Here is a 20,097-nt window from a genome sequence, read left to right as displayed (position 1 = left end):
GTCCGGGGCCCTCGCACGTCTGCGACACTGGAACAACCATGCCTAAGCCCGGAGAACTCACCTTTGTCGCGCCGCGCGGCGCCAAGCCCCCGCGACACCTCGCCGACCTGAGCCCCGCCGAGCGCAAGGAGGCCGTCGCCGAGCTGGGCGAGCAGCCGTTCCGCGCCAAGCAGCTCTCCAACCACTACTTCGGCCGGATGTCGAACGACCCGGCGAGCTGGACGGACATCCCCGCCGCCAGTCGGGAGAAGCTCACCGAGAGCCTGCTGCCCGAGCTGATGTCGGTGGTGCGGCACGTCTCCTGCGACGACGACGCCACCCGCAAGACGCTCTGGAAGCTGTTCGACGGCACGCTCGTCGAGTCGGTGCTGATGCGCTACCCCGACCGGGTCACCATGTGCATCAGTTCGCAGGCCGGCTGCGGCATGAACTGCCCGTTCTGCGCCACCGGTCAGGCCGGGCTGACCCGCAACCTGTCCACCGGCGAGATCGTCGAGCAGATCGCCGCCGGGATGCGCGCGCTGAAGGCCGGTGAGATCCCGGGCGGCGAGGCGCGGCTGTCCAACGTGGTCTTCATGGGCATGGGCGAGCCGCTGGCCAACTACAACCGGGTGCTGGCCGCGATCCGCCGGCTCACCGACCCGGCGCCGGACGGCTTCGGCCTGTCCCAGCGCGGCATCACCGTCTCCACCGTCGGCCTCGTCCCGGCGATGAACCGGCTGGCCGACGAGGGCCTCAGCTGCCGCCTGGCGCTGTCGCTGCACGCCCCGGACGACGAGTTGCGCGACGAACTGGTCCCGGTGAACACCCGGTGGAAGGTCGCCGAGGTGCTGGACGCGGCCTGGAACTACGCGGAGAAGTCCGGCCGCCGGATCTCCATCGAGTACGCGCTGATCAAGGACATCAACGACCAGGCGTGGCGGGCGGACCTGCTCGGACGGCTGATCAAGAACCACCGGGTGCACGTCAACCTGATCCCGCTGAACCCGACCCCGGGTTCCAAGTGGACGGCCTCCCGTCCGGAGGACGAGCGGGAGTTCGTCCGCCGGCTCCAGTCGCACGGCGTGCCCACGACCGTCCGCGACACCCGCGGCCAGGAGATCGACGGCGCCTGCGGCCAGCTCGCCGCGGCGGGCTGAGCGGGGGAGCGGGGGGCTACCGCAGCCCGGCGGCCGCCAGCGCGGCGGTCGTCCCGCCGGTCACCAGCAGCGTGGTGCCCACCGCGAGGGTGCGCAGCGCGACCGCGCCGAACAGCAGCCGGGGCGAGGCACCGAGGCGCAGCAGCGCTTCGGTGACATCCCGGCGGTCCGTGCGCACCTCGGCGAGCCGGGCGATCACCGCGGCGGCCGCGCAGCCGAGCACCAGGCAGGCCTCGACGGCGGGCAGCGCGTCGGCGCTGTCCGGCGTGCCGATCCAGTAGCGGATGGTGGTCAGCACCAGGGCGATGACCAGGGTGAGGACGGCCAGCGGCGGGCCGAGCCGGCGGGCCTGGGCGGTGAGGCCGCGCCCGGCCAGCAGCCGCAGCGGGGTGGGCCGACCGAGGGCGAGCAGCCGTCCGGTCCAGGCGAGCAGCGGGCCGGTGAGCAGGGCGAGGCCGAGTGCGCCGGCGGCCCAGCCACCGAGGGCGGCGGTGCTGGTGGTGCCGAGCCCGGCGGGCAGGTGGATCGGGCGGCCGTCGGCGGGGGCGCCGGGCCGCAGGGCGATGAGTTCGAGCGCGGCGCCGATCACCACCAGCCCGATCGGTACGGCGATCCGCAGCGGGCCGAAGCCGGTGCGGCCGCGGGTGCGGCCGCCGGGCAGGGTCTCGGCGACGGGCACCGAGCAGCCGGCGGCGATGCCGGCGGTGAGCGGGACCAGGGCGAGCAGGGTGACCGGTGCGGCGGCCGGCAGCGGCACGCCCATGCCGAGGTCGGGGGCGAGCGAGGGTCCGGCGATGTCGTTGCGCAGCACCAGGAAGAGCAGCAGGGTGAGCACGCTGCCGAGGGTGCAGGCGAGGACGACCTCGACGGCGATCAGGGCGCGGATCCGCCGGGAGCCGGCCCCGGCGGCGGTGAGGCCGGCGATCCGTTCGGGGCGCCGGGCGGGCACCGAGCGGGCGGCGACGGCCGCGAACCAGGCGACGGCGGCGAGCGGGGGCAGGCACCAGAGCAACCGGACCAGCGCGTCGGCGCCGCCGAGCGGGTCGCTCAGCGCCCGGCCGAGGGAGCGCAGCAGGAAGGCGGCGACGACGGCGGCCGCCAGTGCGGTGAGCAGCCAGCGGCCGAGGTCGGGCACCCGGTAGCCCCGGGCCAGACGGAGGTAGAACACGTCGACTCTTTCAGCGGTTCGGCCTCGTCAGCGGCGGGTGGCCGTGACGGTGGAGGCGCCGGCCGGGCCCGGGGCGGCGGTGCCGCGCGAGACGGGTGCGGCGGGGGCGGTGAGCCGTCCGTCGACGAGGGCGACGGCGCGGTCCGCGAACCGGACGAGCTCGGGGTCGTGGGTGGCCAGGACGAGGGTGAGCTGGTGCGAGCGGGCCGCGCTGGTCAGTATCCGCAGGACCTGGTCGGCGGCCTCGCGGTGCAGCGGGGCGGTGGGGTCGTCGGCGAAGACGACGGGCGGCAGCGGCGCGAGGGCGCGGGCCACGGCGATCCGCTGGCACTGGCTCTGGATCAGCCGGTCGGGCCGGTGCCGGGCGATGTCGCCGACGTCGAGGCGTTCCAGCCACTCGTCGGCGGCGGTGTAGGCGGCCTTGTTGCCGGCGCCGGCGAGCAGCAGCGGCAGGGCGACGTTCTCGCGGGCGGTCAGTTCGGGCACCAGGTGCGGTTCGGAGCCGACGAAGCCGAAGCGGTCGCGGCGCAGCCGTTCGCGGCCGGCCCGGCCGAGGGTGTGCACGGGGGAGCTGTTGAACCAGACCTCGCCCTTGTCGACCGGGAGTTGGGCGGAGAGGCAGCCGAGCAGGGTGCTCTTGCCGGAGCCGCGCGGGCCGGTGACGGCGAGCACCTCGCCATCGCGGACGCCGATGGAGATGCCGCGCAGGGCCGGGGTGCCGTAGTGGGACTTGACGATCCCTCGGGCCCACAGCACGTCGTTGTCAGGCGGTGCCGCTGACATGAGGTTCCATCCTGGGTGGCCGCAGGGATATGACAGTCGTCAGATTAGAACGACCGGGACCGGCCGCGGTTGCGGCGCACTGGGCCATCACGGGCAAATCACCCGCATTCAGGCATGTTTGGTCGTGCGACTGTGATGTTCGGTGGCGGTGGCGGGAACGCCGAAGGGCGGCCCCGCGGGGAGCGGGACCGCCCTTCGGCGGAGGGTGGGGAAGAGGGCTCAGGTGGTCAGAGCTTCGCCCACGCGTCGGTGAGGCTGGTCCGCAGGATCTGCTCGATCTCGTCGAAGGTCGACTGGTCGGAGATCAGCGGCGGGGCCAGCTGGACGACCGGGTCGCCACGGTCGTCGGCGCGGCAGTACAGGCCGTTGTCGAAGAGGGCCTTCGAGAGGAAGCCGTAGAGCACGCGCTCGGTCTCCTCCTCGTTGAAGGTCTCCTTGGTGACCTTGTCCTTCACGAGCTCGATGCCGTAGAAGTAGCCGTTGCCGCGGACGTCGCCGACGATCGGCAGGTCGCGCAGCTTGCTCAGGGTGCCCAGGAAGGCGGCCTCGTTGTCGAGCACCTTCTGGTTCAGGCCCTCGCGCTCGAAGATGTCGAGGTTGGCGAGCGCCACGGCCGAGGAGACCGGGTGACCGGCGAAGGTGTAGCCGTGCAGGAAGGTGTTGTCACCCTTGTAGAACGGCTCGGCGATGCGGTCGGAGATGATCGTGGCGCCGATCGGGGAGTAGCCCGAGGTCATGCCCTTGGCGCAGGTGATCATGTCCGGCACGTAGCCGAACTTGTCGGCGCCGAACATGGTGCCGAGGCGGCCGAAGGCGCAGATGACCTCGTCGGAGACCAGCAGCACGTCGTGGCGGTCACAGATCTCGCGCAGGCGCTGGAAGTAGCCGGGCGGCGGCGGGAAGCAGCCACCGGCGTTCTGCACCGGCTCGACGAAGACGGCGGCGACGGTCTCGGGGCCCTCGAAGAGGATGGCCTCCTCGACCTGGTCGGCGCACCAGCGGCCGTACGCCTCGGGGTCGACGGTGCCGTCGGGGCCCTCGAGGTAGTGCGGGGCGCGGTAGATGTTGGTGTTCGGGGCCTTGTGGGTGCCCGGCACCAGCGGCTCGAACGGGGCCTTCAGGCCCGGCAGGCCGGTGATGGACAGCGCGCCCTGGGGGGTGCCGTGGTAGGCGATGGCGCGGGAGATGACCTTGTACTTGGTCGGCTTGCCGGTCAGCTTGAAGTACTGCTTGGCGAGCTTCCAGGCGGTCTCGACGGCCTCGCCGCCACCGGTGGAGAAGAAGACCTTGTTCAGGTCGCCCGGGGCGTAGTTGGCCAGGCGCTCGGCCAGCTCGACGGCCTTGGGGTGCGCGTAGCTCCAGATCGGGAAGAACGCGAGTTCCTTGGCCTGCTTGGCGGCGACCTCGGCGAGCTCGGTGCGGCCGTGACCGGCCTGCACGACGAACAGGCCGGCCAGGCCGTCGATGTACTTCCGGCCCTTGTCGTCCCAGATGTACGTGCCCTCGCCCTTGACGATGGTCGGCACGGGGGAGTTCTCGTACGACGACATGCGGGTGAAGTGCATCCACAGGTGGTCGTAGGCGGTCTTGGAAAGGTCCTTCTGCGCCGGGTCGGCTGTCATCGGGTGCCCCAGGTGTAGGTCTGTTTCCGGAGCTTCAGGTAAACGAAGCTCTCGGTGCTCCGCACGCCGGGAAGCGCGCGGATGCGCTTGTTGATCAGTTCGAGCAGGTGCTCGTCGTCCTCGCAGACCAGCTCGGCCAGGAGGTCGAACGAGCCTGCGGTGCAGACGACGTAGTCGACCTCGTCGAGGGCGGCCAGCGCGTCGGCGACGGGCTCGATGTCGCCCTCGACCCGGATGCCGACCATCGCCTGGCGGGTGAAGCCGACGGTGAGCGGGTCCGTGACGGCGACGATCTGCATCACGCCTTGGTCGAGCAGCTTCTGGACGCGCTGCCGTACGGCTGCCTCGGACAGGCCGACGGCCTTGCCGATGGCGGCGTACGGGCGGCGCCCGTCCTCCTGGAGCTGCTCGATGATCGCCTTGGAGGCGGCGTCGAGGGGAACGCTCGCGTTCCGGTCGCGGTTGGCCACGCCGCCACTGTGCCTGATCGTTCCTCCGTTCGCAAGCGTGGAAACTGCTGATTTCGTCGTGATCTTGGAAATCGCTTGCGGATTTCATTGCGTATTGGCGATACGTCTGTCGATACCGGCAGTATTGCGGCTACCCTGGCACGGTACGCGCGCGCCCCCGCCGGGCGGCGCGCATTCCGCCACCAGTGGACCGCGCCGCTTGGCGCCCGGCCACTCGGCGCCCTTCGTAGGCCGGACCCGCCGACGTACCATGGCGCCGGAATCTGCAACGCCGCAGGCCCAGACCGAGGAGAGACCCGTGAGCGACCTTCGTACGCTGCGCAACTACATCAACGGTGAGTTCGTCGGCGCGGCTGACGGCCGCACCCTCGACATCGTCGACCCCGCCACCGGCGAGGTGTACGCGACGTCGCCGCTGTCCGGTGCCGCTGACGTGGACGCCGCCATGGCCTCGGCCGCCGCCGCGTTCCCGGTCTGGCGCGACGCCACCCCGAGCACCCGCCAGAAGCTGCTGCTCAAGATCGCCGACGCGGTCGAGGCCCGGGCCGACGAGATCGTCGACGCCGAGGTGCGCAACACCGGCAAGCCCCGCGCGCTGACCCTCTCCGAGGAGATCGGCCCGATGGTGGACCAGATCCGCTTCTTCGCCGGCGCCGCCCGCCTGCTGGAGGGCAAGGCCGCCGGTGAGTACATGGACGGGATGACCTCGATCATCCGCCGCGAGCCGGTCGGCGTCTGCGCCCAGGTCGCGCCGTGGAACTACCCGATGATGATGGCGGTCTGGAAGTTCGCCCCGGCCATCGCCGCGGGCAACACCGTCGTCCTCAAGCCCTCGGACACCACCCCGGCCTCCACCGTGCTGCTGGCCGAGATCATCGGCGGCATCCTCAAGGAGCTGGAGCTGCCGGCCGGCGTCTTCAACGTCATCTGCGGCGACCGCGAGACCGGCAGGCTGATGGTCGAGCACCCCGTCCCGGCGATGGCCTCCATCACCGGTTCGGTCCGGGCCGGCATCCAGGTCGCCGAGTCCGCCTCCAAGGACGTCAAGCGCGTCCACCTGGAGCTGGGCGGCAAGGCCCCGGTCGTGGTCTTCGAGGACGCCGACATCGCCGAGGCCGTCGAGGGCATCTCGGTGGCGGGCTACTTCAACGCCGGCCAGGACTGCACCGCCGCCACCCGCGTGCTGGTGCACGAGTCGATCCACGACGCCTTCGTCGAGGCGCTGGCCAAGGCCGCGGCCGAGACCAAGACCGGTGGCGCGGACGACGAGGACGTGCTGTACGGCCCGCTGAACAACGCCAACCAGCTGAAGCAGGTCTCCGGCTTCATCGAGCGGCTGCCCGCCCACGCCAAGGTCGAGGCCGGTGGCCACCGGGTCGGCGACAAGGGCTACTTCTACGCCGCGACCGTCGTCTCCGGACTGAACCAGGACGACGAGATCGTCCAGAACGAGGTCTTCGGCCCGGTCATCACCGTGCAGAAGTTCACCGACGAGGACCAGGCCGTCGAGTACGCCAACGGCGTCGAGTACGCGCTGGCCTCCTCGGTGTGGACCAAGGACCACGCCCGCGCCATGCGGATGTCGCGCCGCCTGGACTTCGGCTGCGTCTGGATCAACACCCACATCCCGCTGGTCGCCGAGATGCCGCACGGCGGCTTCAAGAAGTCCGGCTACGGCAAGGACCTCTCCTCGTACGGCTTCGAGGACTACACCCGGGTGAAGCACGTCATGACCGCGATCTAGCGGGTCAGGACCGTCGAGCGCAGCATGACGGCCATCTGAGGCGACGTGCAGGTCGTATGAACTGACAAGGGGTCCGGGTCTTTTCGATCCGGGCCCCGTCGCTTTGCACCCTGTCGGCGGATCGCGCGACCGACTGACAAGATGAAGCTGCACTTCCCCGGGGGCCCGTCCTAGCCTTACCGCATGAGCATCCCCACCGCCGACTCAGCCGCCGGCCAGGCCGTCAAGGCCGCCGACCGCGCGCACGTCTTCCACTCGTGGTCCGCCCAGGCGCTGATCGACCCCCTCGCGGTGGCCGGCGCCGAGGGCTCGTACTTCTGGGACTACGACGGCAACCGCTACCTCGACTTCTCCTCGCAGCTGGTCAACACCAACATCGGCCACCAGCACCCGAAGGTGGTCGCCGCGATCCAGGAGCAGGCGGCGAAGCTCTGCACCATCGCCCCCGGCTTCGCGGTCGAGTCGCGCAGCGAGGCCGCCCGGCTGATCGCCGAGCGCACCCCGGGGGACCTGGACAAGATCTTCTTCACCAACGGCGGCGCCGAGGCCGTGGAGAACGCCGTCCGGCTGGCCCGGCTGCACAGCGGCCGGCAGAAGGTGCTGTCCACCTACCGCTCGTACCACGGCGCCACCGCCAACGCGATCGCCCTCACCGGCGACCCGCGGCGCTGGGCCAACGAGACCGGAGTCTCCGGGTTGGTGCACTTCTGGGGCCCGTACGCCTACCGCTCCAACTTCCACGCCGAGGACGAGGCGCAGGAGTGCGAGCGCGCGCTGGAGCACCTGGAACAGGTGATCGCCTTCGAGGGGCCGGGCACCGTCGCGGCGGTCATCCTGGAGACGGTGGTCGGCACCGCGGGCATCCTGGTCCCGCCGCCGGGGTACCTGGCCGGGGTGCGGGAGATCTGCGACCGCTACGGGATCGTGTTCATCCTGGACGAGGTGATGGCCGGCTTCGGCCGCACCGGCGAGTGGTTCGCCGCCGACCACTGGGGCGTCGTGCCGGACCTCATGACCTTCGCCAAGGGCGTCAACTCGGGCTACGTGCCGCTGGGCGGGGTGGCGATCAGCGCCGAGATCGCCGCCACCTTCGCCGATCGGCCGTTCCCCGGCGGGCTCACCTACTCCGGGCACCCGCTGGCCTGCGCCTCGGCGGTGGCCACCATCAACGCGATGGCGGAGGAGGGCATCGTCGAGAACGCCAAGCACATCGGCGAGACGGTGCTCGGCCCCGGTCTGCGCGAGCTGGCCGAGCGGCACCCCTCGATCGGCGAGGTGCGCGGCCTCGGCGTGTTCTGGGCGCTCGACCTGGTCAAGGACCGGGAGACCCGCGAGCCGCTGGTGCCGTACAACGCCGCGGGCGCCGACAACGCCCCGATGGCCGAGCTGTCCGCGGCCTGCAAGCAGCGCGGGCTCTGGCCGTTCGTCAACATGAACCGCTTCCACGTCGTCCCGCCGTGCACCGTCACCGAGGAGGAGGCCAAGGCCGGCCTCGCGGTGCTGGACGAGGTGCTGTCGCTCACCGACGCGCACACTGTCTGACGCACCTCCCAGGAGACGGCCCCGGGCACGGCGTGTCCGGGGCCGTCCCACGTTCCGGAAGGCCCCCAGGTGAGGTCCTACCGGCGGACGGCGTCCAGCGCGAGCAGCGCGACGTGCAGGGACAGGCAGGACTCCACCTGGTCGAGGTCGACGCCGAGGATCCGCTCGACCTTGTGCAGCCGGTCGTAGAAGGACGGCCGGGACAGGTGGGCGGCGTCGGCGGCCGCCGACTTGTTCCGGCCCTGCTCCAGGTAGATCCGCAGCATCTGCACCAACTGGCCGTTGTGCTCGGCGTCGTGGGCCAGCAGCGGGCCCAACTCCCGTTCCACGTACGTCTGCAGGCGGGCGTCGTCGCGCAGCAGGTGGAGCAGGCCGCGCAGCCGCACGTCCGGCAGCCGGTAGTAGGAGGCGGTGCGGCCGCCGCCGGGCGCGTCGTGCAGGGCCGCGTCGGCGACCTGGGCGGCCTCCAGCAGGGTGCGCCGGGCGTCGCGGACCGAGCCGACCGACGAGCCGACCGCGATCACCGGGCCCGGGGCGTCGGCGCCGTCCCGGTCGGCCTCGGCGGACATCCGGCGCAGGGCGGCCGAGAAGGCGTCCAGTGCGGCGTGCTCGTCCTGCTGGGCGCCGAGCGCGATCAGCAGGCCGACGCCCTCGTCGTCCAGCGCGCCGACCAGGGCGGGGAGCCGGCAGCTCCGGACCGCGCCGGCGGCCAACTCGGTGAAGTCGCGCAGCCGGGCCTGCGCCTCCAGCGCGGCCGGGATCGGCCCGCAGCGCTGGCGCAGCACCACGCCGACCAGCCGTCGGCCGTCCAGCGGGACGCCGAGCGCCTGGGCGCGCAGGGCCACCTCGGAGACGGTCAGCGCGTGGGTCAGGATGCCGGAGAGCAGGGTGCGGTGGGTCTGCCGCTCCAGGCTCTCCCGGTCGCGCACCACCAGCCGGTTGAGCGCCAGCGCCGAGGCGCCGCGCTCCAGCAGCATGGCATGGGGGTGTGGCTCGCCCTCCGGCAGCGGGCCGGGCTCCTGGACCAGCACCAGCCGGCCCCAGTCCTGGCCGCGGGCGCCGACGGTGGTCACCAGCCAGCCGCTGCGCGGGTCGTGGCCGGTGCGGCCGGGCGGACGGACCCCGCGCGAGCGGCGCTCCCAGTCCTCCAGCAGTTCGGCCTCCGGGCAGCCGGCGGTGTCGTGGGCGAGCACCTGGTGGGCCAGGTTCTCCAGGACCACCGGCGCCCCGGCCATCCGGGCGACCTGGCGGATCACCTCGGGCGGCTCGGCGCCCTCCACCACCAGCTCGTTGAACACCTGGTGGACCGATTCGGAGATCCGCAGCTGCTCCAGCTGGGCGTTCACCACCAGGGCGTGCACGGCCTCGGTGACGGCGACGAAGCGCACCTCGCGGCGGAGCGTGATCAGCGGCAGTCCGCGCTGCTCGGCGGCGTGCACCAGGGCGCGCGGCAGCGAGTCGAAGTAGCGCCGGCCGAACTCGACCACCAGACCGGCCACGCCGACCTCGTCCAGGTCGCGGACGTAGCGGGCCAGGCCCTCGCGGTCCTCGGGCAGCGCGATGCCGGTGGTCAGCACCAGCTCGCCGCCCTGCAGCATCCCGGCGACGTCGGGCAGTTCGCTGACGTGGACCCAGCGGACCGGCCGCTCCAGGCGGTCGGCGCCGGCCACCACCTGGGGCAGGCCGCGCCGCATCACCTCCAGGTCGAGCACGCGGGCGACGGTGGGGAGCATCGCGGGCCTCCCAGGGGCGGGGGAACGGGGTAGACAGGGTGTCAGGTGAATCATCCATCCTCCGAACGACCTGTCGCCCCTACGAAGTGGCTTCACCCTGTAAGGCCCTTCGTGTCGAGGCTGTCGAAGTGACCGTTGTCACGGTTGTTGTCACGTCAACCCGCAATTGGCAAGCGTTTCACCGCGGCGCGCGGCCGAACGGCCGGCACTTGGAGGAAGCCAGATGGACCTGGCCGACTTCGACGCGGGCGCGCAGTACATCGCGGGCCGGCAGACCCCGGGGAGCGGCGAACCCTTCCAGGTCGTCAACCCCGTCGAGGCCCACCCTGATCACCGGCGCGGCCCAGGACAGCGAGGTCGTCCAGGGCGAGGTGTCCGGCCCGGTGCTGGTGGTGCTGCCCTTCGACGGCGACGACGAGGGCCTGCGGCTGGCCAACGACACCCCGTACGGCCTCGCCGCCTCCGCCTGGACGACCGAGGTGCACCGCTCGCTGCGCGCCGCCCGGTAGATCGCCGCCGGGTGCGTCTGGGTCAACGACCACATTCCGATCACCAGCGAGATGCCGCACGGCGGTTACAAGGCGTCCGGCTACGGCAAGGACATGTCCCAGTACTCGCTGGACGAGTACACCCAGGTCAAGCACGTCATGTTCGACACCACCGCGGTCGCCCGCAAGGACTGGCACCGCACCGTCTTCGGAGACCGATAACCGGTGCGCCCCCACGCGCCCGTCCTTTCCCAGGAGGCCCGTTCCATGGCGTTCAAGGCGTTCGACGAGCTCACCGACGGTCTGCCCGAACCGGTTCGCAGGGCCTGGGAACGCAGCCTGACCAGCGGCCGGGCCGCGGTCGGCCGGCGCACCCTGCTGCGTGCCGCCGCACTGACCGCCGGGGCGGGCACCCTGGCCGCCTGCGGCATCCCCGCCGCGCCCCGGGCGACCGGGGACTCGACCGCCAACGCCGCCAAGGACCTCTCGGACAGCGAGAAGGAGCAGAAGCACGGCATCCTGGACGCCTTCACCGCGGCCACCGGCATCAGGGTCAAGTACAACGAGGACGTCAACGACAACGTCGAGTTCTTCGGCGAGGTTGAGCCGCAGCCGGCGGCCGGCCAGGACACCGGCCCCGACCTGGTGGTGCTCACCGACCGGATGGCCGCCCGGCTGATCCGGCTCGGCTGGGCGCAGAAGCTGAACCCGGCGAACGTCACCACCGCGATCACCAACGTCGAGGCCCGCTTCCGCGCCCCCGACTGGGACCCGGGCCGGCTCTACACCCACCCCTGGGCCGGCATCCAGACCGTGGTCGCCTACAACCGCAAGGCGACCAGGGGGAGGGAGGGCACCAGCGTCTCCCAGCTGCTGGCCGGAGGCCTTCCGGAAGCAGTGGGAACGCACCGGGCTGGGCCTGATGCCGCTACCGGCCGGGCGCCGCTGGGACGTCCTCACCGTCCCCGGCCGGCTCGGGCGTCCGGCCCTGGCCGTCCTGGAGCCCGTCTCCTGCGGGCCGGTCCTCACCGAGACCGGGGAGGAGCAGGTCAGCTTCCTGGTGCCGGTCGGCACCGCCGCCCATTGGATCGGCACCGGCGTGCGCTGCGCGGGAGAGGGCACCTGGACCGTCGTCCCGCACCCCGGACGCGGCAGCCGGGCCGTGCGCTGGCTGGTGCCGCCCGACGGCTCGGGGCGGCTCAACGACCCGGTGCTGCTGGAGCTGGCCCTGCACGAGGCGGCGGCCGGGCTCGGCGGCTGGTAGCACCGGCGGCGGGCTCACGGCGGTGGCGCGCGGGGCGGGCGCTCGGGTCAGACTGGAGGCGTGACCACCGCCCCGCACGCCGTCGACGCGTCCCTCCGACCGGGCCCCGCCCAGCTCCGCCTGGCCGTCCTGGCCGGGCCCGTCTGCACCCGGTACGGTCTGGCGCTGGCCGGTGGGCACGCGCTGCGCGCCCACGGTGTCCCGGCCTGTCCGCAGGACGGACTCACCCTGGCCACCGGCGACGCCGACCTGCCGGAGGTCGCGGCCGCGCTCGCGGAGGCGTACCGCGCGGCGGGCGGCGGGGTCGCCGAGCGGCCCGGCACACCGCGACTGGAACAGCTGACCGTACGGCTGACACTGGGCGGGCGGTCGCACTCGGTGGAGCTGCGGAAGGAACCGCTCGGTCACCGGCCGGTCCGGCTGGACTTCGGCATCCCGGAGCCCGGCGAGCCTCCGGTCGTCCTGCCGGTGGTCGCCCTGGAGGACGCGGCGGCGCTCACCACCGCACTGCTGGTCGACCGCGGCATGCCGCGCGACCTGATCGACGTGCACGCCCTCACCCGGAACTACCGGGAGGGTGAACTGCTCGCCCTGGCGGCGGAGCTGGACCCGGAGTTCCAGCCGGACGGCCTCGCCGACCGGCTGGAGACGCTGGCCGAGGCGGCGGACGGCCGGTTCCGGGCCCGGGGCGTCGAGGCCGGGGCGGTGGACGGGCTCAAGCGATGGGCCCTGGCCTGGGCGCAGGACCTGCGGCTGGACCTGCTGGAGACCCAGGAGGCGGCGGACGGGTTGCACGATCCGTACCTGGAGGACGAGGAGTCCTGAGGCCACCTCGGGCTTCGTCCATTCGGCGCAGTGACCGGACGACCTGTAAGGCTGAATCCGCGATCCCCGTCAGGCTGTTCGTTGAGCCGCGCGCCGGCGGCCAGCAGACTGGGAGACGAGCGCGGTAGCCCCGTGAATTCCCCGTCGCCCGGCCCTCTCGCGGGGCGGCGTCAGACCGGACCGGTGGCAGGACGCCGCCCGGGACTTCGGAGGCAGACGGACTTGAGCAAGCACATCATTCACTGGATCGCCGGCCAGCCGGTCGCCACCGCCGGTGCGGCGCCCCGTCGCGGTGACGTCTTCGACCCGGCCACCGGCCAGGTCGCCGGCCAGGTGGACTTCGCGGGGATCGCCGAGGTCGACCAGGCCGTCGCCGCCGCGGCCTCGGCCTTCGCCGAGTGGCGCAGCGCCTCGGTGGCCAAGCGGACCTCGGTGCTCTTCGCCTTCCGCGAGCTGCTGAACGCCCGCCGGGACGAGCTGGCCGCGATCATCGTGTCCGAGCACGGCAAGGTGCACTCGGACGCGCTGGGCGAGATCGCCCGCGGCCTGGAGGTCGTCGAGTACGCCTGCGGCATCCCGCAGCTGCTCAAGGGCGGCTTCACCGAGCAGGCCTCCACCGGCATCGACGTCTACTCGATCCGCCAGCCGCTCGGCCCGGTCGCGGTCATCTCGCCGTTCAACTTCCCGGCCATGGTGCCGATGTGGTTCTTCCCGATCGCCATCGCGGCCGGCAACACGGTCGTGGTGAAGCCCTCGGAGAAGGACCCGTCCGCGGCCAACTTCCTGGCCGCGCTGTGGAAGGAGGCCGGTCTGCCGGACGGCGTCTTCAACGTCGTGCACGGCGACAAGGTGGCCGTCGACCGCCTGCTGGAGCACCCGGACATCAAGTCCGTCAGCTTCGTCGGCTCCACCCCGATCGCCCGCTACGTCTATGAGACCGGCACCCGCTACGGCAAGCGCGTGCAGGCCCTGGGCGGCGCGAAGAACCACATGCTGGTGCTGCCCGACGCCGACCTCGACCTCGCCGCCGACGCAGCCGTCAACGCCGGCTTCGGCGCGGCCGGCGAGCGCTGCATGGCCGTCTCCGTCCTGGTCGCGGTCGACCCGATCGGCGACGAGCTGGTCGACAAGATCAAGCAGCGGATCGCCGGTCTGAAGGTCGGCCCCGGCTGCAACGGCGACTCGGAGATGGGCCCGCTGGTGACCGGCCAGCACCGCGACAAGGTCACCTCCTACGTCGAGTCCGGCGTCGCCGACGGTGCCGAGCTCGCCGTGGACGGCCGCAAGCACCCGATCGCCCCCGAGGACGCGAACGGCAGCCCGACCAGCGACGGCTTCTGGCTCGGCCCGACGCTGTTCGACCACGTGAAGCCCGGCATGTCCGTCTACAACGACGAGATCTTCGGCCCGGTGCTCTCCGTCGTGCGCGTCGCCTCCTACGAGGAGGGCCTGGCGCTCATCAACGCGAACCCGTACGGCAACGGCACCGCGCTCTTCACCAACGACGGTGGCGCGGCCCGGCGCTTCCAGTTCGAGGTGGAGGTCGGCATGGTCGGCATCAACGTGCCGATCCCGGTGCCGGTCGCCTACTACTCCTTCGGCGGCTGGAAGGCCTCCCTGTTCGGCGACGCCCACGCGTACGGCCCGGACGGCGTGCAGTTCTTCACCCGCGGCAAGGCGGTGACCCAGCGCTGGCTGGACCCGTCGCACGGCGGCATCAACCTCGGCTTCCCCACCAACAGCTGAGCCCCCTGACCCGGCCGGCCGGACCCCTCCCCGGGGTACGGCCGGCCCCTTTTGCACGTCGTTTGCATCCGGACGCCGAAGCGCGTACAGTTCTTCGAGCTGCCTGGCAGGGAGCACCGGACACGCGTCTGCGCGGACGGTCCCGGGGTAGCCAATCCTCTGAAACACCACTTCTCGGCTCGTGCCGGTCGTTTCGCGTTTTCGCGTCGCGGCCCGGCGCGTATTCGGCGTGCGCGTTTTATCGGATTGCGGTCGGACTCGGCTGGATTCGCTTTTCGGAGCGGGGATCGGCTAGAGTTTGAAACGTCGGACGGGGCGTCAAGCACCGGAAGACAACAGCGAGTTGGATGACGAAGCCCGGAAAACGGAGCGGAAAACATCTGATAAGCTGGAAACACGAAAGAACGAAGCGCCCGGAGGGCCCGCTGGAAGGCGGTCCGAAGGAAGCGTCCGTTCCTTGAGAACTCAACAGCGTGCCAAAAGTCAACGCCAGATATGTTGACATCCCCGGCCTCGATCGTTTGATCGGGGTTGGAGATTCCTTTTGAAATAACACTAGCGAGGACGCAGTGCGCGGGGCCGCCCTATTCCGGTGGTTGCCGTGCCGCTCAACGCGGGTGTGGACCCGATTACGGGTAAACATTCACGGAGAGTTTGATCCTGGCTCAGGACGAACGCTGGCGGCGTGCTTAACACATGCAAGTCGAACGGTGAAGCCCTTCGGGGTGGATCAGTGGCGAACGGGTGAGTAACACGTGGGCAATCTGCCCTGCACTCTGGGACAAGCCCTGGAAACGGGGTCTAATACCGGATATGACCTTCCTCCGCATGGGGGTTGGTGGAAAGCTCCGGCGGTGCAGGATGAGCCCGCGGCCTATCAGCTTGTTGGTGGGGTAATGGCCTACCAAGGCGACGACGGGTAGCCGGCCTGAGAGGGCGACCGGCCACACTGGGACTGAGACACGGCCCAGACTCCTACGGGAGGCAGCAGTGGGGAATATTGCACAATGGGCGAAAGCCTGATGCAGCGACGCCGCGTGAGGGATGACGGCCTTCGGGTTGTAAACCTCTTTCAGCAGGGAAGAAGCGCAAGTGACGGTACCTGCAGAAGAAGCACCGGCTAACTACGTGCCAGCAGCCGCGGTAATACGTAGGGTGCGAGCGTTGTCCGGAATTATTGGGCGTAAAGAGCTCGTAGGCGGCCTGTCGCGTCGGATGTGAAAGCCCGGGGCTTAACCCCGGGTCTGCATTCGATACGGGCAGGCTAGAGTGTGGTAGGGGAGATCGGAATTCCTGGTGTAGCGGTGAAATGCGCAGATATCAGGAGGAACACCGGTGGCGAAGGCGGATCTCTGGGCCATTACTGACGCTGAGGAGCGAAAGCGTGGGGAGCGAACAGGATTAGATACCCTGGTAGTCCACGCCGTAAACGTTGGGAACTAGGTGTTGGCCACATTCCACGTGGTCGGTGCCGCAGCTAACGCATTAAGTTCCCCGCCTGGGGAGTACGGCCGCAAGGCTAAAACTCAAAGGAATTGACGGGGGCCCGCACAAGCAGCGGAGCATGTGGCTTAATTCGACGCAACGCGAAGAACCTTACCAAGGCTTGACATATGCCGGAAACACCTGGAGACAGGTGCCCCCTTGTGGTCGGTATACAGGTGGTGCATGGTTGTCGTCAGCTCGTGTCGTGAGATGTTGGGTTAAGTCCCGCAACGAGCGCAACCCTTGTTCTGTGTTGCCAGCGAGTAATGTCGGGGACTCACAGGAGACTGCCGGGGTCAACTCGGAGGAAGGTGGGGACGACGTCAAATCATCATGCCCCTTATGTCTTGGGCTGCACACGTGCTACAATGGTCGGTACAAAGGGCTGCGATGCCGTGAGGCGGAGCGAATCCCAAAAAGCCGGCCTCAGTTCGGATTGGGGTCTGCAACTCGACCCCATGAAGTTGGAGTTGCTAGTAATCGCAGATCAGCATGCTGCGGTGAATACGTTCCCGGGCCTTGTACACACCGCCCGTCACGTCACGAAAGTCGGTAACACCCGAAGCCGGTGGCCTAACCCTCTGGGATGGAGCCGTCGAAGGTGGGACCAGCGATTGGGACGAAGTCGTAACAAGGTAGCCGTACCGGAAGGTGCGGCTGGATCACCTCCTTTCTAAGGAGCACATAGCAGCTTCGGGCGAACGTCCCGGAGTGCTCGCTCATGGGTGGAACGTTGACTATTCGGCACAGGAAGAGACCAGGGGTTAGTACTGCTTCGGCGTGGAACGCGATTCTGGGATTGACTGTGTCGGGCACGTTGTTGGGTCCTGAGGGAACGGGAGTTGCCTCATGGTTGCCGGCCTCACTCGAGGTAGCCCGGTTCGGGTTGTCGAGGGTGTGTGACTGGTCGTTGTTTGAGAACTGCACAGTGGACGCGAGCATCTGTGGCCAAGTTTTTAAGGGCGCACGGTGGATGCCTTGGCACCAGGAACCGATGAAGGACGTGGGAGGCCGCGATAGGCCCCGGGGAGCTGTCAACCGAGCTTTGATCCGGGGGTGTCCGAATGGGGAAACCCGGCAGTCGTCATGGGCTGTCACCCGCTGCTGAACACATAGGCAGTGTGGAGGGAACGCGGGGAAGTGAAACATCTCAGTACCCGCAGGAAGAGAAAACAACCGTGATTCCGGGAGTAGTGGCGAGCGAAACTGGATGAGGCTAAACCGTATTGGTGTGAGACCCGGCAGGGGTTGCCAATGCGGGGTTGTGGGAATGAGCTTCAGTCGTCTGCCGGCGGCTGGGCGAGTCAGAAACCGTATGGGTAGTCGAAGGACATGCGAAAGGTCCGGCGTAGAGGGTAAGACCCCCGTAGACGAAATCTGTACGGCTCGCTTGCTCATCTCCCAAGTAGCACGGGGCCCGAGAAATCCCGTGTGAATCTGGCGGGACCACCCGCTAAGCCTAAATATTCCCTGGTGACCGATAGCGGATAGTACCGTGAGGGAATGGTGAAAAGTACCGCGGGAGCGGAGTGAAATAGTACCTGAAACCGTGTGCCTACAAGCCGTGGGAGCGTCGTCAGTCGGCTTGCCGGCTGGCCGTGACTGCGTGCCTTTTGAAGAATGAGCCTGCGAGTTTGCGGTGTGTAGCGAGGTTAACCCGTGTGGGGTAGCCGTAGCGAAAGCGAGTCCGAATAGGGCGGTTGAGTTGCATGCCCAAGACCCGAAGCGGAGTGATCTAGCCATGGGCAGGTTGAAGCGCGGGTAAGACCGTGTGGAGGACCGAACCCACCAGGGTTGAAAACCTGGGGGATGACCTGTGGTTAGGGGTGAAAGGCCAATCAAACTCCGTGATAGCTGGTTCTCCCCGAAATGCATTTAGGTGCAGCGTCACGTGTTTCTTGCCGGAGGTAGAGCACTGGATAGGCGATGGGCCTTACCGGGTTACTGACCTTAGCCAAACTCCGAATGCCGGTAAGTGAGAGCGTGGCAGTGAGACTGTGGGGGATAAGCTCCATGGTCGAGAGGGAAACAGCCCAGAACACCGACTAAGGTCCCTAAGCGTGTGCTAAGTGGGAAAGGATGTGGAGTCGCAGAGACAACCAGGAGGTTGGCTTAGAAGCAGCCACCCTTGAAAGAGTGCGTAATAGCTCACTGGTCAAGTGATTCCGCGCCGACAATGTAGCGGGGCTCAAGCACACCACCGAAGTCGTGTCATTGCAGCGTGAAGGCCTAACGGTTGCTGTGATGGGTAGGGGAGCGTCGTGTGCCGGGTGAAGCGGCCGAGGAATCGAGTCGTGGACGGTATACGAGTGAGAATGCAGGCATGAGTAGCGATACAAGAGTGGGAAACTCTTGCGCCGATTGACCAAGGGTTCCTGGGTCAAGCTGATCTGCCCAGGGTAAGTCGGGACCTAAGGCGAGGCCGACAGGCGTAGTCGATGGACAACGGGTTGATATTCCCGTACCCGCTTTGAAGCGCCAACGCTGAACCTCTTGATGCTAAGCCCGTGAAGCCGTCCTGGATCCTTCGGGTGAAGGGGAGTGGTGGAGCCGGTGGCCCAACGGGGTAGTAGGTGAGCGATGGGGTGACGCAGGAAGGTAGTCCAGCCCGGGCGGTGGTTGTCCCGGGGTAAGGGTGTAGGGCGTTGCGTAGGCAAATCCGCGCAGCATGTGCCTGAGACCTGATGCCGAGCCGATTGTGGTGAAGTGGATGATCCTATGCTGTCGAGAAAAGCCTCTAGCGAGTTTCATGGCGGCCCGTACCCCAAACCGACTCAGGTGGTCAGGTAGAGAATACCGAGGCGTTCGGGTGAACTATGGTTAAGGAACTCGGCAAAATGCCCCCGTAACTTCGGGAGAAGGGGGCCATTCCTGGTGACGGGCTTTGCGCCTTGAGCTGGGGGTGGCCGCAGAGACCAGCGAGAAGCGACTGTTTACTAAAAACACAGGTCCGTGCGAAGCCGTAAGGCGATGTATACGGACTGACGCCTGCCCGGTGCTGGAACGTTAAGGGGACCGGTTAGCTTAGTTTCGACTAGGCGAAGCTGAGAACTTAAGCGCCAGTAAACGGCGGTGGTAACTATAACCATCCTAAGGTAGCGAAATTCCTTGTCGGGTAAGTTCCGACCTGCACGAATGGCGTAACGACTTCTCGACTGTCTCAACCATAGGCCCGGTGAAATTGCATTACGAGTAAAGATGCTCGTTTCGCGCAGCAGGACGGAAAGACCCCGGGACCTTTACTATAGCTTGATATTGGTGTTCGGTTCGGCTTGTGTAGGATAGGTGGGAGACTGTGAAGCAGCAACGCCAGTTGTTGTGGAGTCGCCGTTGAAATACCACTCTGGTCGTGCTGGATGTCTAACCTGGGTCCGTGATCCGGATCAGGGACAGTGTCTGGTGGGTAGTTTAACTGGGGCGGTTGCCTCCTAAAGGGTAACGGAGGCGCCCAAAGGTTCCCTCAGCCTGGTTGGCAATCAGGTGTTGAGTGTAAGTGCACAAGGGAGCTTGACTGTGAGACTGACGGGTCGAGCAGGTACGAAAGTAGGGACTAGTGATCCGGCGGTGGCTTGTGGAAGCGCCGTCGCTCAACGGATAAAAGGTACCCCGGGGATAACAGGCTGATCTTCCCCAAGAGTCCATATCGACGGGATGGTTTGGCACCTCGATGTCGGCTCGTCGCATCCTGGGGCTGGAGTAGGTCCCAAGGGTTGGGCTGTTCGCCCATTAAAGCGGTACGCGAGCTGGGTTTAGAACGTCGTGAGACAGTTCGGTCCCTATCCGCTGTGCGCGTAGGAGTGTTGAGAAGGGCTGTCCCTAGTACGAGAGGACCGGGACGGACGAACCTCTGGTGTGCCAGTTGTTCTGCCAAGGGCATGGCTGGTTGGCTACGTTCGGGAGGGATAACCGCTGAAAGCATCTAAGCGGGAAGCCTGCTTCGAGATGAGCACTCCCACCTCCTTGAGAGGGTAAGGCTCCCAGTAGACGACTGGGTTGATAGGCCGGATATGGAAGCCCTGTGAGGGGTGGAGTTGACCGGTACTAATAGGCCGAGGGCTTGTCCTCAGTTGCTCGCGTCCACTGTGTTG

At 68.4% G+C, this 20,097-nt stretch carries 11 protein-coding genes, 2 rRNA genes and 2 pseudogenes; 10 read left to right on the top strand and 5 right to left on the bottom strand.

What is annotated here, in order from left to right:
* Positions 1-38 precede the first annotated feature (38 nt).
* Positions 39-1,139: a 23S rRNA (adenine(2503)-C(2))-methyltransferase RlmN gene (gene rlmN, locus O1G21_RS13755; RefSeq protein ID WP_270143725.1), complete on the top strand. Its 1,101-nt coding sequence runs from the start codon at positions 39-41 to the stop codon at positions 1,137-1,139.
* Between the two features lie 16 nt (positions 1,140-1,155).
* Here rlmN and O1G21_RS13750 read toward each other — a convergent pair whose 3' ends face one another.
* The 4 genes from O1G21_RS13750 to O1G21_RS13735 all read right to left on the bottom strand — a co-directional run bounded on the left by O1G21_RS13750 (position 1,156) and on the right by O1G21_RS13735 (position 5,182).
* Complete coding sequence (locus tag O1G21_RS13750) at positions 1,156-2,307, bottom strand: hypothetical protein (RefSeq protein ID WP_270143723.1); 1,152 nt, start codon at positions 2,305-2,307, stop codon at positions 1,156-1,158.
* Positions 2,308-2,334: 27 nt separating this feature from the next.
* Positions 2,335-3,090 carry an ABC transporter ATP-binding protein gene (locus tag O1G21_RS13745; RefSeq protein ID WP_270143721.1) on the bottom strand — a complete coding sequence of 252 codons (756 nt, stop codon included), beginning with the start codon at positions 3,088-3,090 and terminating at the stop codon, positions 2,335-2,337.
* 227 nt (positions 3,091-3,317) lie between these two features.
* Positions 3,318-4,712 carry an aspartate aminotransferase family protein gene (locus O1G21_RS13740; RefSeq protein ID WP_270143719.1) on the bottom strand — a complete coding sequence of 465 codons (1,395 nt, stop codon included), beginning with the start codon at positions 4,710-4,712 and terminating at the stop codon, positions 3,318-3,320.
* Positions 4,709-5,182, bottom strand: a complete 474-nt coding sequence (locus tag O1G21_RS13735) for an Lrp/AsnC family transcriptional regulator (protein WP_030243538.1) — start codon at positions 5,180-5,182, stop codon at positions 4,709-4,711. The genes O1G21_RS13740 and O1G21_RS13735 overlap by 4 nt, the downstream gene beginning before the upstream one ends.
* Positions 5,183-5,432: 250 nt before the next feature.
* On the opposite strand from O1G21_RS13735, the gene O1G21_RS13730 reads away from it, so the two are divergent.
* Complete coding sequence (locus O1G21_RS13730; RefSeq protein WP_270143716.1) at positions 5,433-6,926, top strand: gamma-aminobutyraldehyde dehydrogenase; 1,494 nt, start codon at positions 5,433-5,435, stop codon at positions 6,924-6,926.
* A 183-nt stretch (positions 6,927-7,109) separates the two neighbouring features.
* The gene (locus O1G21_RS13725) at positions 7,110-8,468 is read left to right on the top strand and encodes an aspartate aminotransferase family protein (RefSeq protein ID WP_270143714.1); all 1,359 of its coding nucleotides are present in this window, start codon (positions 7,110-7,112) and stop codon (positions 8,466-8,468) included.
* Between the two features lie 77 nt (positions 8,469-8,545).
* Here O1G21_RS13725 and O1G21_RS13720 read toward each other — a convergent pair whose 3' ends face one another.
* Positions 8,546-10,201, bottom strand: coding sequence for a PucR family transcriptional regulator (locus O1G21_RS13720; RefSeq protein ID WP_270143712.1), 1,656 nt, complete (start codon positions 10,199-10,201; stop codon positions 8,546-8,548).
* Between the two features lie 317 nt (positions 10,202-10,518).
* Here O1G21_RS13720 and O1G21_RS13715 point away from each other — a divergent pair.
* The 7 genes and pseudogenes from O1G21_RS13715 to O1G21_RS13685 all read left to right on the top strand — a co-directional run.
* Positions 10,519-10,911: pseudogene (locus tag O1G21_RS13715) on the top strand (aldehyde dehydrogenase family protein); the annotation flags it as partial.
* Positions 10,912-10,956: 45 nt separating this feature from the next.
* A pseudogene (locus O1G21_RS13710) lies at positions 10,957-11,565 on the top strand (spermidine/putrescine ABC transporter substrate-binding protein); the annotation flags it as partial.
* 46 nt (positions 11,566-11,611) lie between these two features.
* On the top strand, positions 11,612-11,953 hold the full coding sequence (locus O1G21_RS13705) for a hypothetical protein (RefSeq protein WP_405000640.1): 342 nt from the start codon (positions 11,612-11,614) through the stop codon (positions 11,951-11,953).
* A gap of 60 nt (positions 11,954-12,013) precedes the next feature.
* Positions 12,014-12,778: a nucleotidyl transferase AbiEii/AbiGii toxin family protein gene (locus O1G21_RS13700; protein WP_270143710.1), complete on the top strand. Its 765-nt coding sequence runs from the start codon at positions 12,014-12,016 to the stop codon at positions 12,776-12,778.
* Positions 12,779-13,000: 222 nt separating this feature from the next.
* Positions 13,001-14,524: a CoA-acylating methylmalonate-semialdehyde dehydrogenase gene (locus O1G21_RS13695; RefSeq protein WP_270143709.1), complete on the top strand. Its 1,524-nt coding sequence runs from the start codon at positions 13,001-13,003 to the stop codon at positions 14,522-14,524.
* Positions 14,525-15,166: 642 nt separating this feature from the next.
* Positions 15,167-16,682: ribosomal RNA gene (locus O1G21_RS13690) — 16S ribosomal RNA — on the top strand.
* A 273-nt stretch (positions 16,683-16,955) separates the two neighbouring features.
* Positions 16,956-20,074: ribosomal RNA gene (locus O1G21_RS13685) — 23S ribosomal RNA — on the top strand.
* The 16S and 23S rRNA genes sit together here, the layout of an rRNA operon.
* Positions 20,075-20,097: the final 23 nt, after the last annotated feature.

This window comes from Kitasatospora cathayae, from assembly GCF_027627435.1.
In the GTDB taxonomy this organism is placed as follows: domain Bacteria; phylum Actinomycetota; class Actinomycetes; order Streptomycetales; family Streptomycetaceae; genus Kitasatospora; species Kitasatospora cathayae.
The sequence above is the reverse complement of the archived record's forward strand: the minus strand, read 5'-3'. Positions and strand labels throughout refer to the sequence as shown.

What these genes read in the sequence shown, in the direction of transcription:
- rlmN (WP_270143725.1), top strand. Translation starts at nt 39, where the DNA reads ATGCCTAAGCCCGGAGAACTCACCTTTGTCGCGCCGCGCGGCGCCAAG.
- O1G21_RS13745 (WP_270143721.1), bottom strand. Translation starts at nt 3,090, where the DNA reads ATGTCAGCGGCACCGCCTGACAACGACGTGCTGTGGGCCCGAGGGATC.
- O1G21_RS13740 (WP_270143719.1), bottom strand. Translation starts at nt 4,712, where the DNA reads ATGACAGCCGACCCGGCGCAGAAGGACCTTTCCAAGACCGCCTACGAC.
- O1G21_RS13730 (WP_270143716.1), top strand. Translation starts at nt 5,433, where the DNA reads ATGGCGCCGGAATCTGCAACGCCGCAGGCCCAGACCGAGGAGAGACCC.
- O1G21_RS13725 (WP_270143714.1), top strand. Translation starts at nt 7,110, where the DNA reads ATGAGCATCCCCACCGCCGACTCAGCCGCCGGCCAGGCCGTCAAGGCC.
- O1G21_RS13720 (WP_270143712.1), bottom strand. Translation starts at nt 10,201, where the DNA reads ATGCTCCCCACCGTCGCCCGCGTGCTCGACCTGGAGGTGATGCGGCGC.
- O1G21_RS13705 (WP_405000640.1), top strand. Translation starts at nt 11,612, where the DNA reads ATGCCGCTACCGGCCGGGCGCCGCTGGGACGTCCTCACCGTCCCCGGC.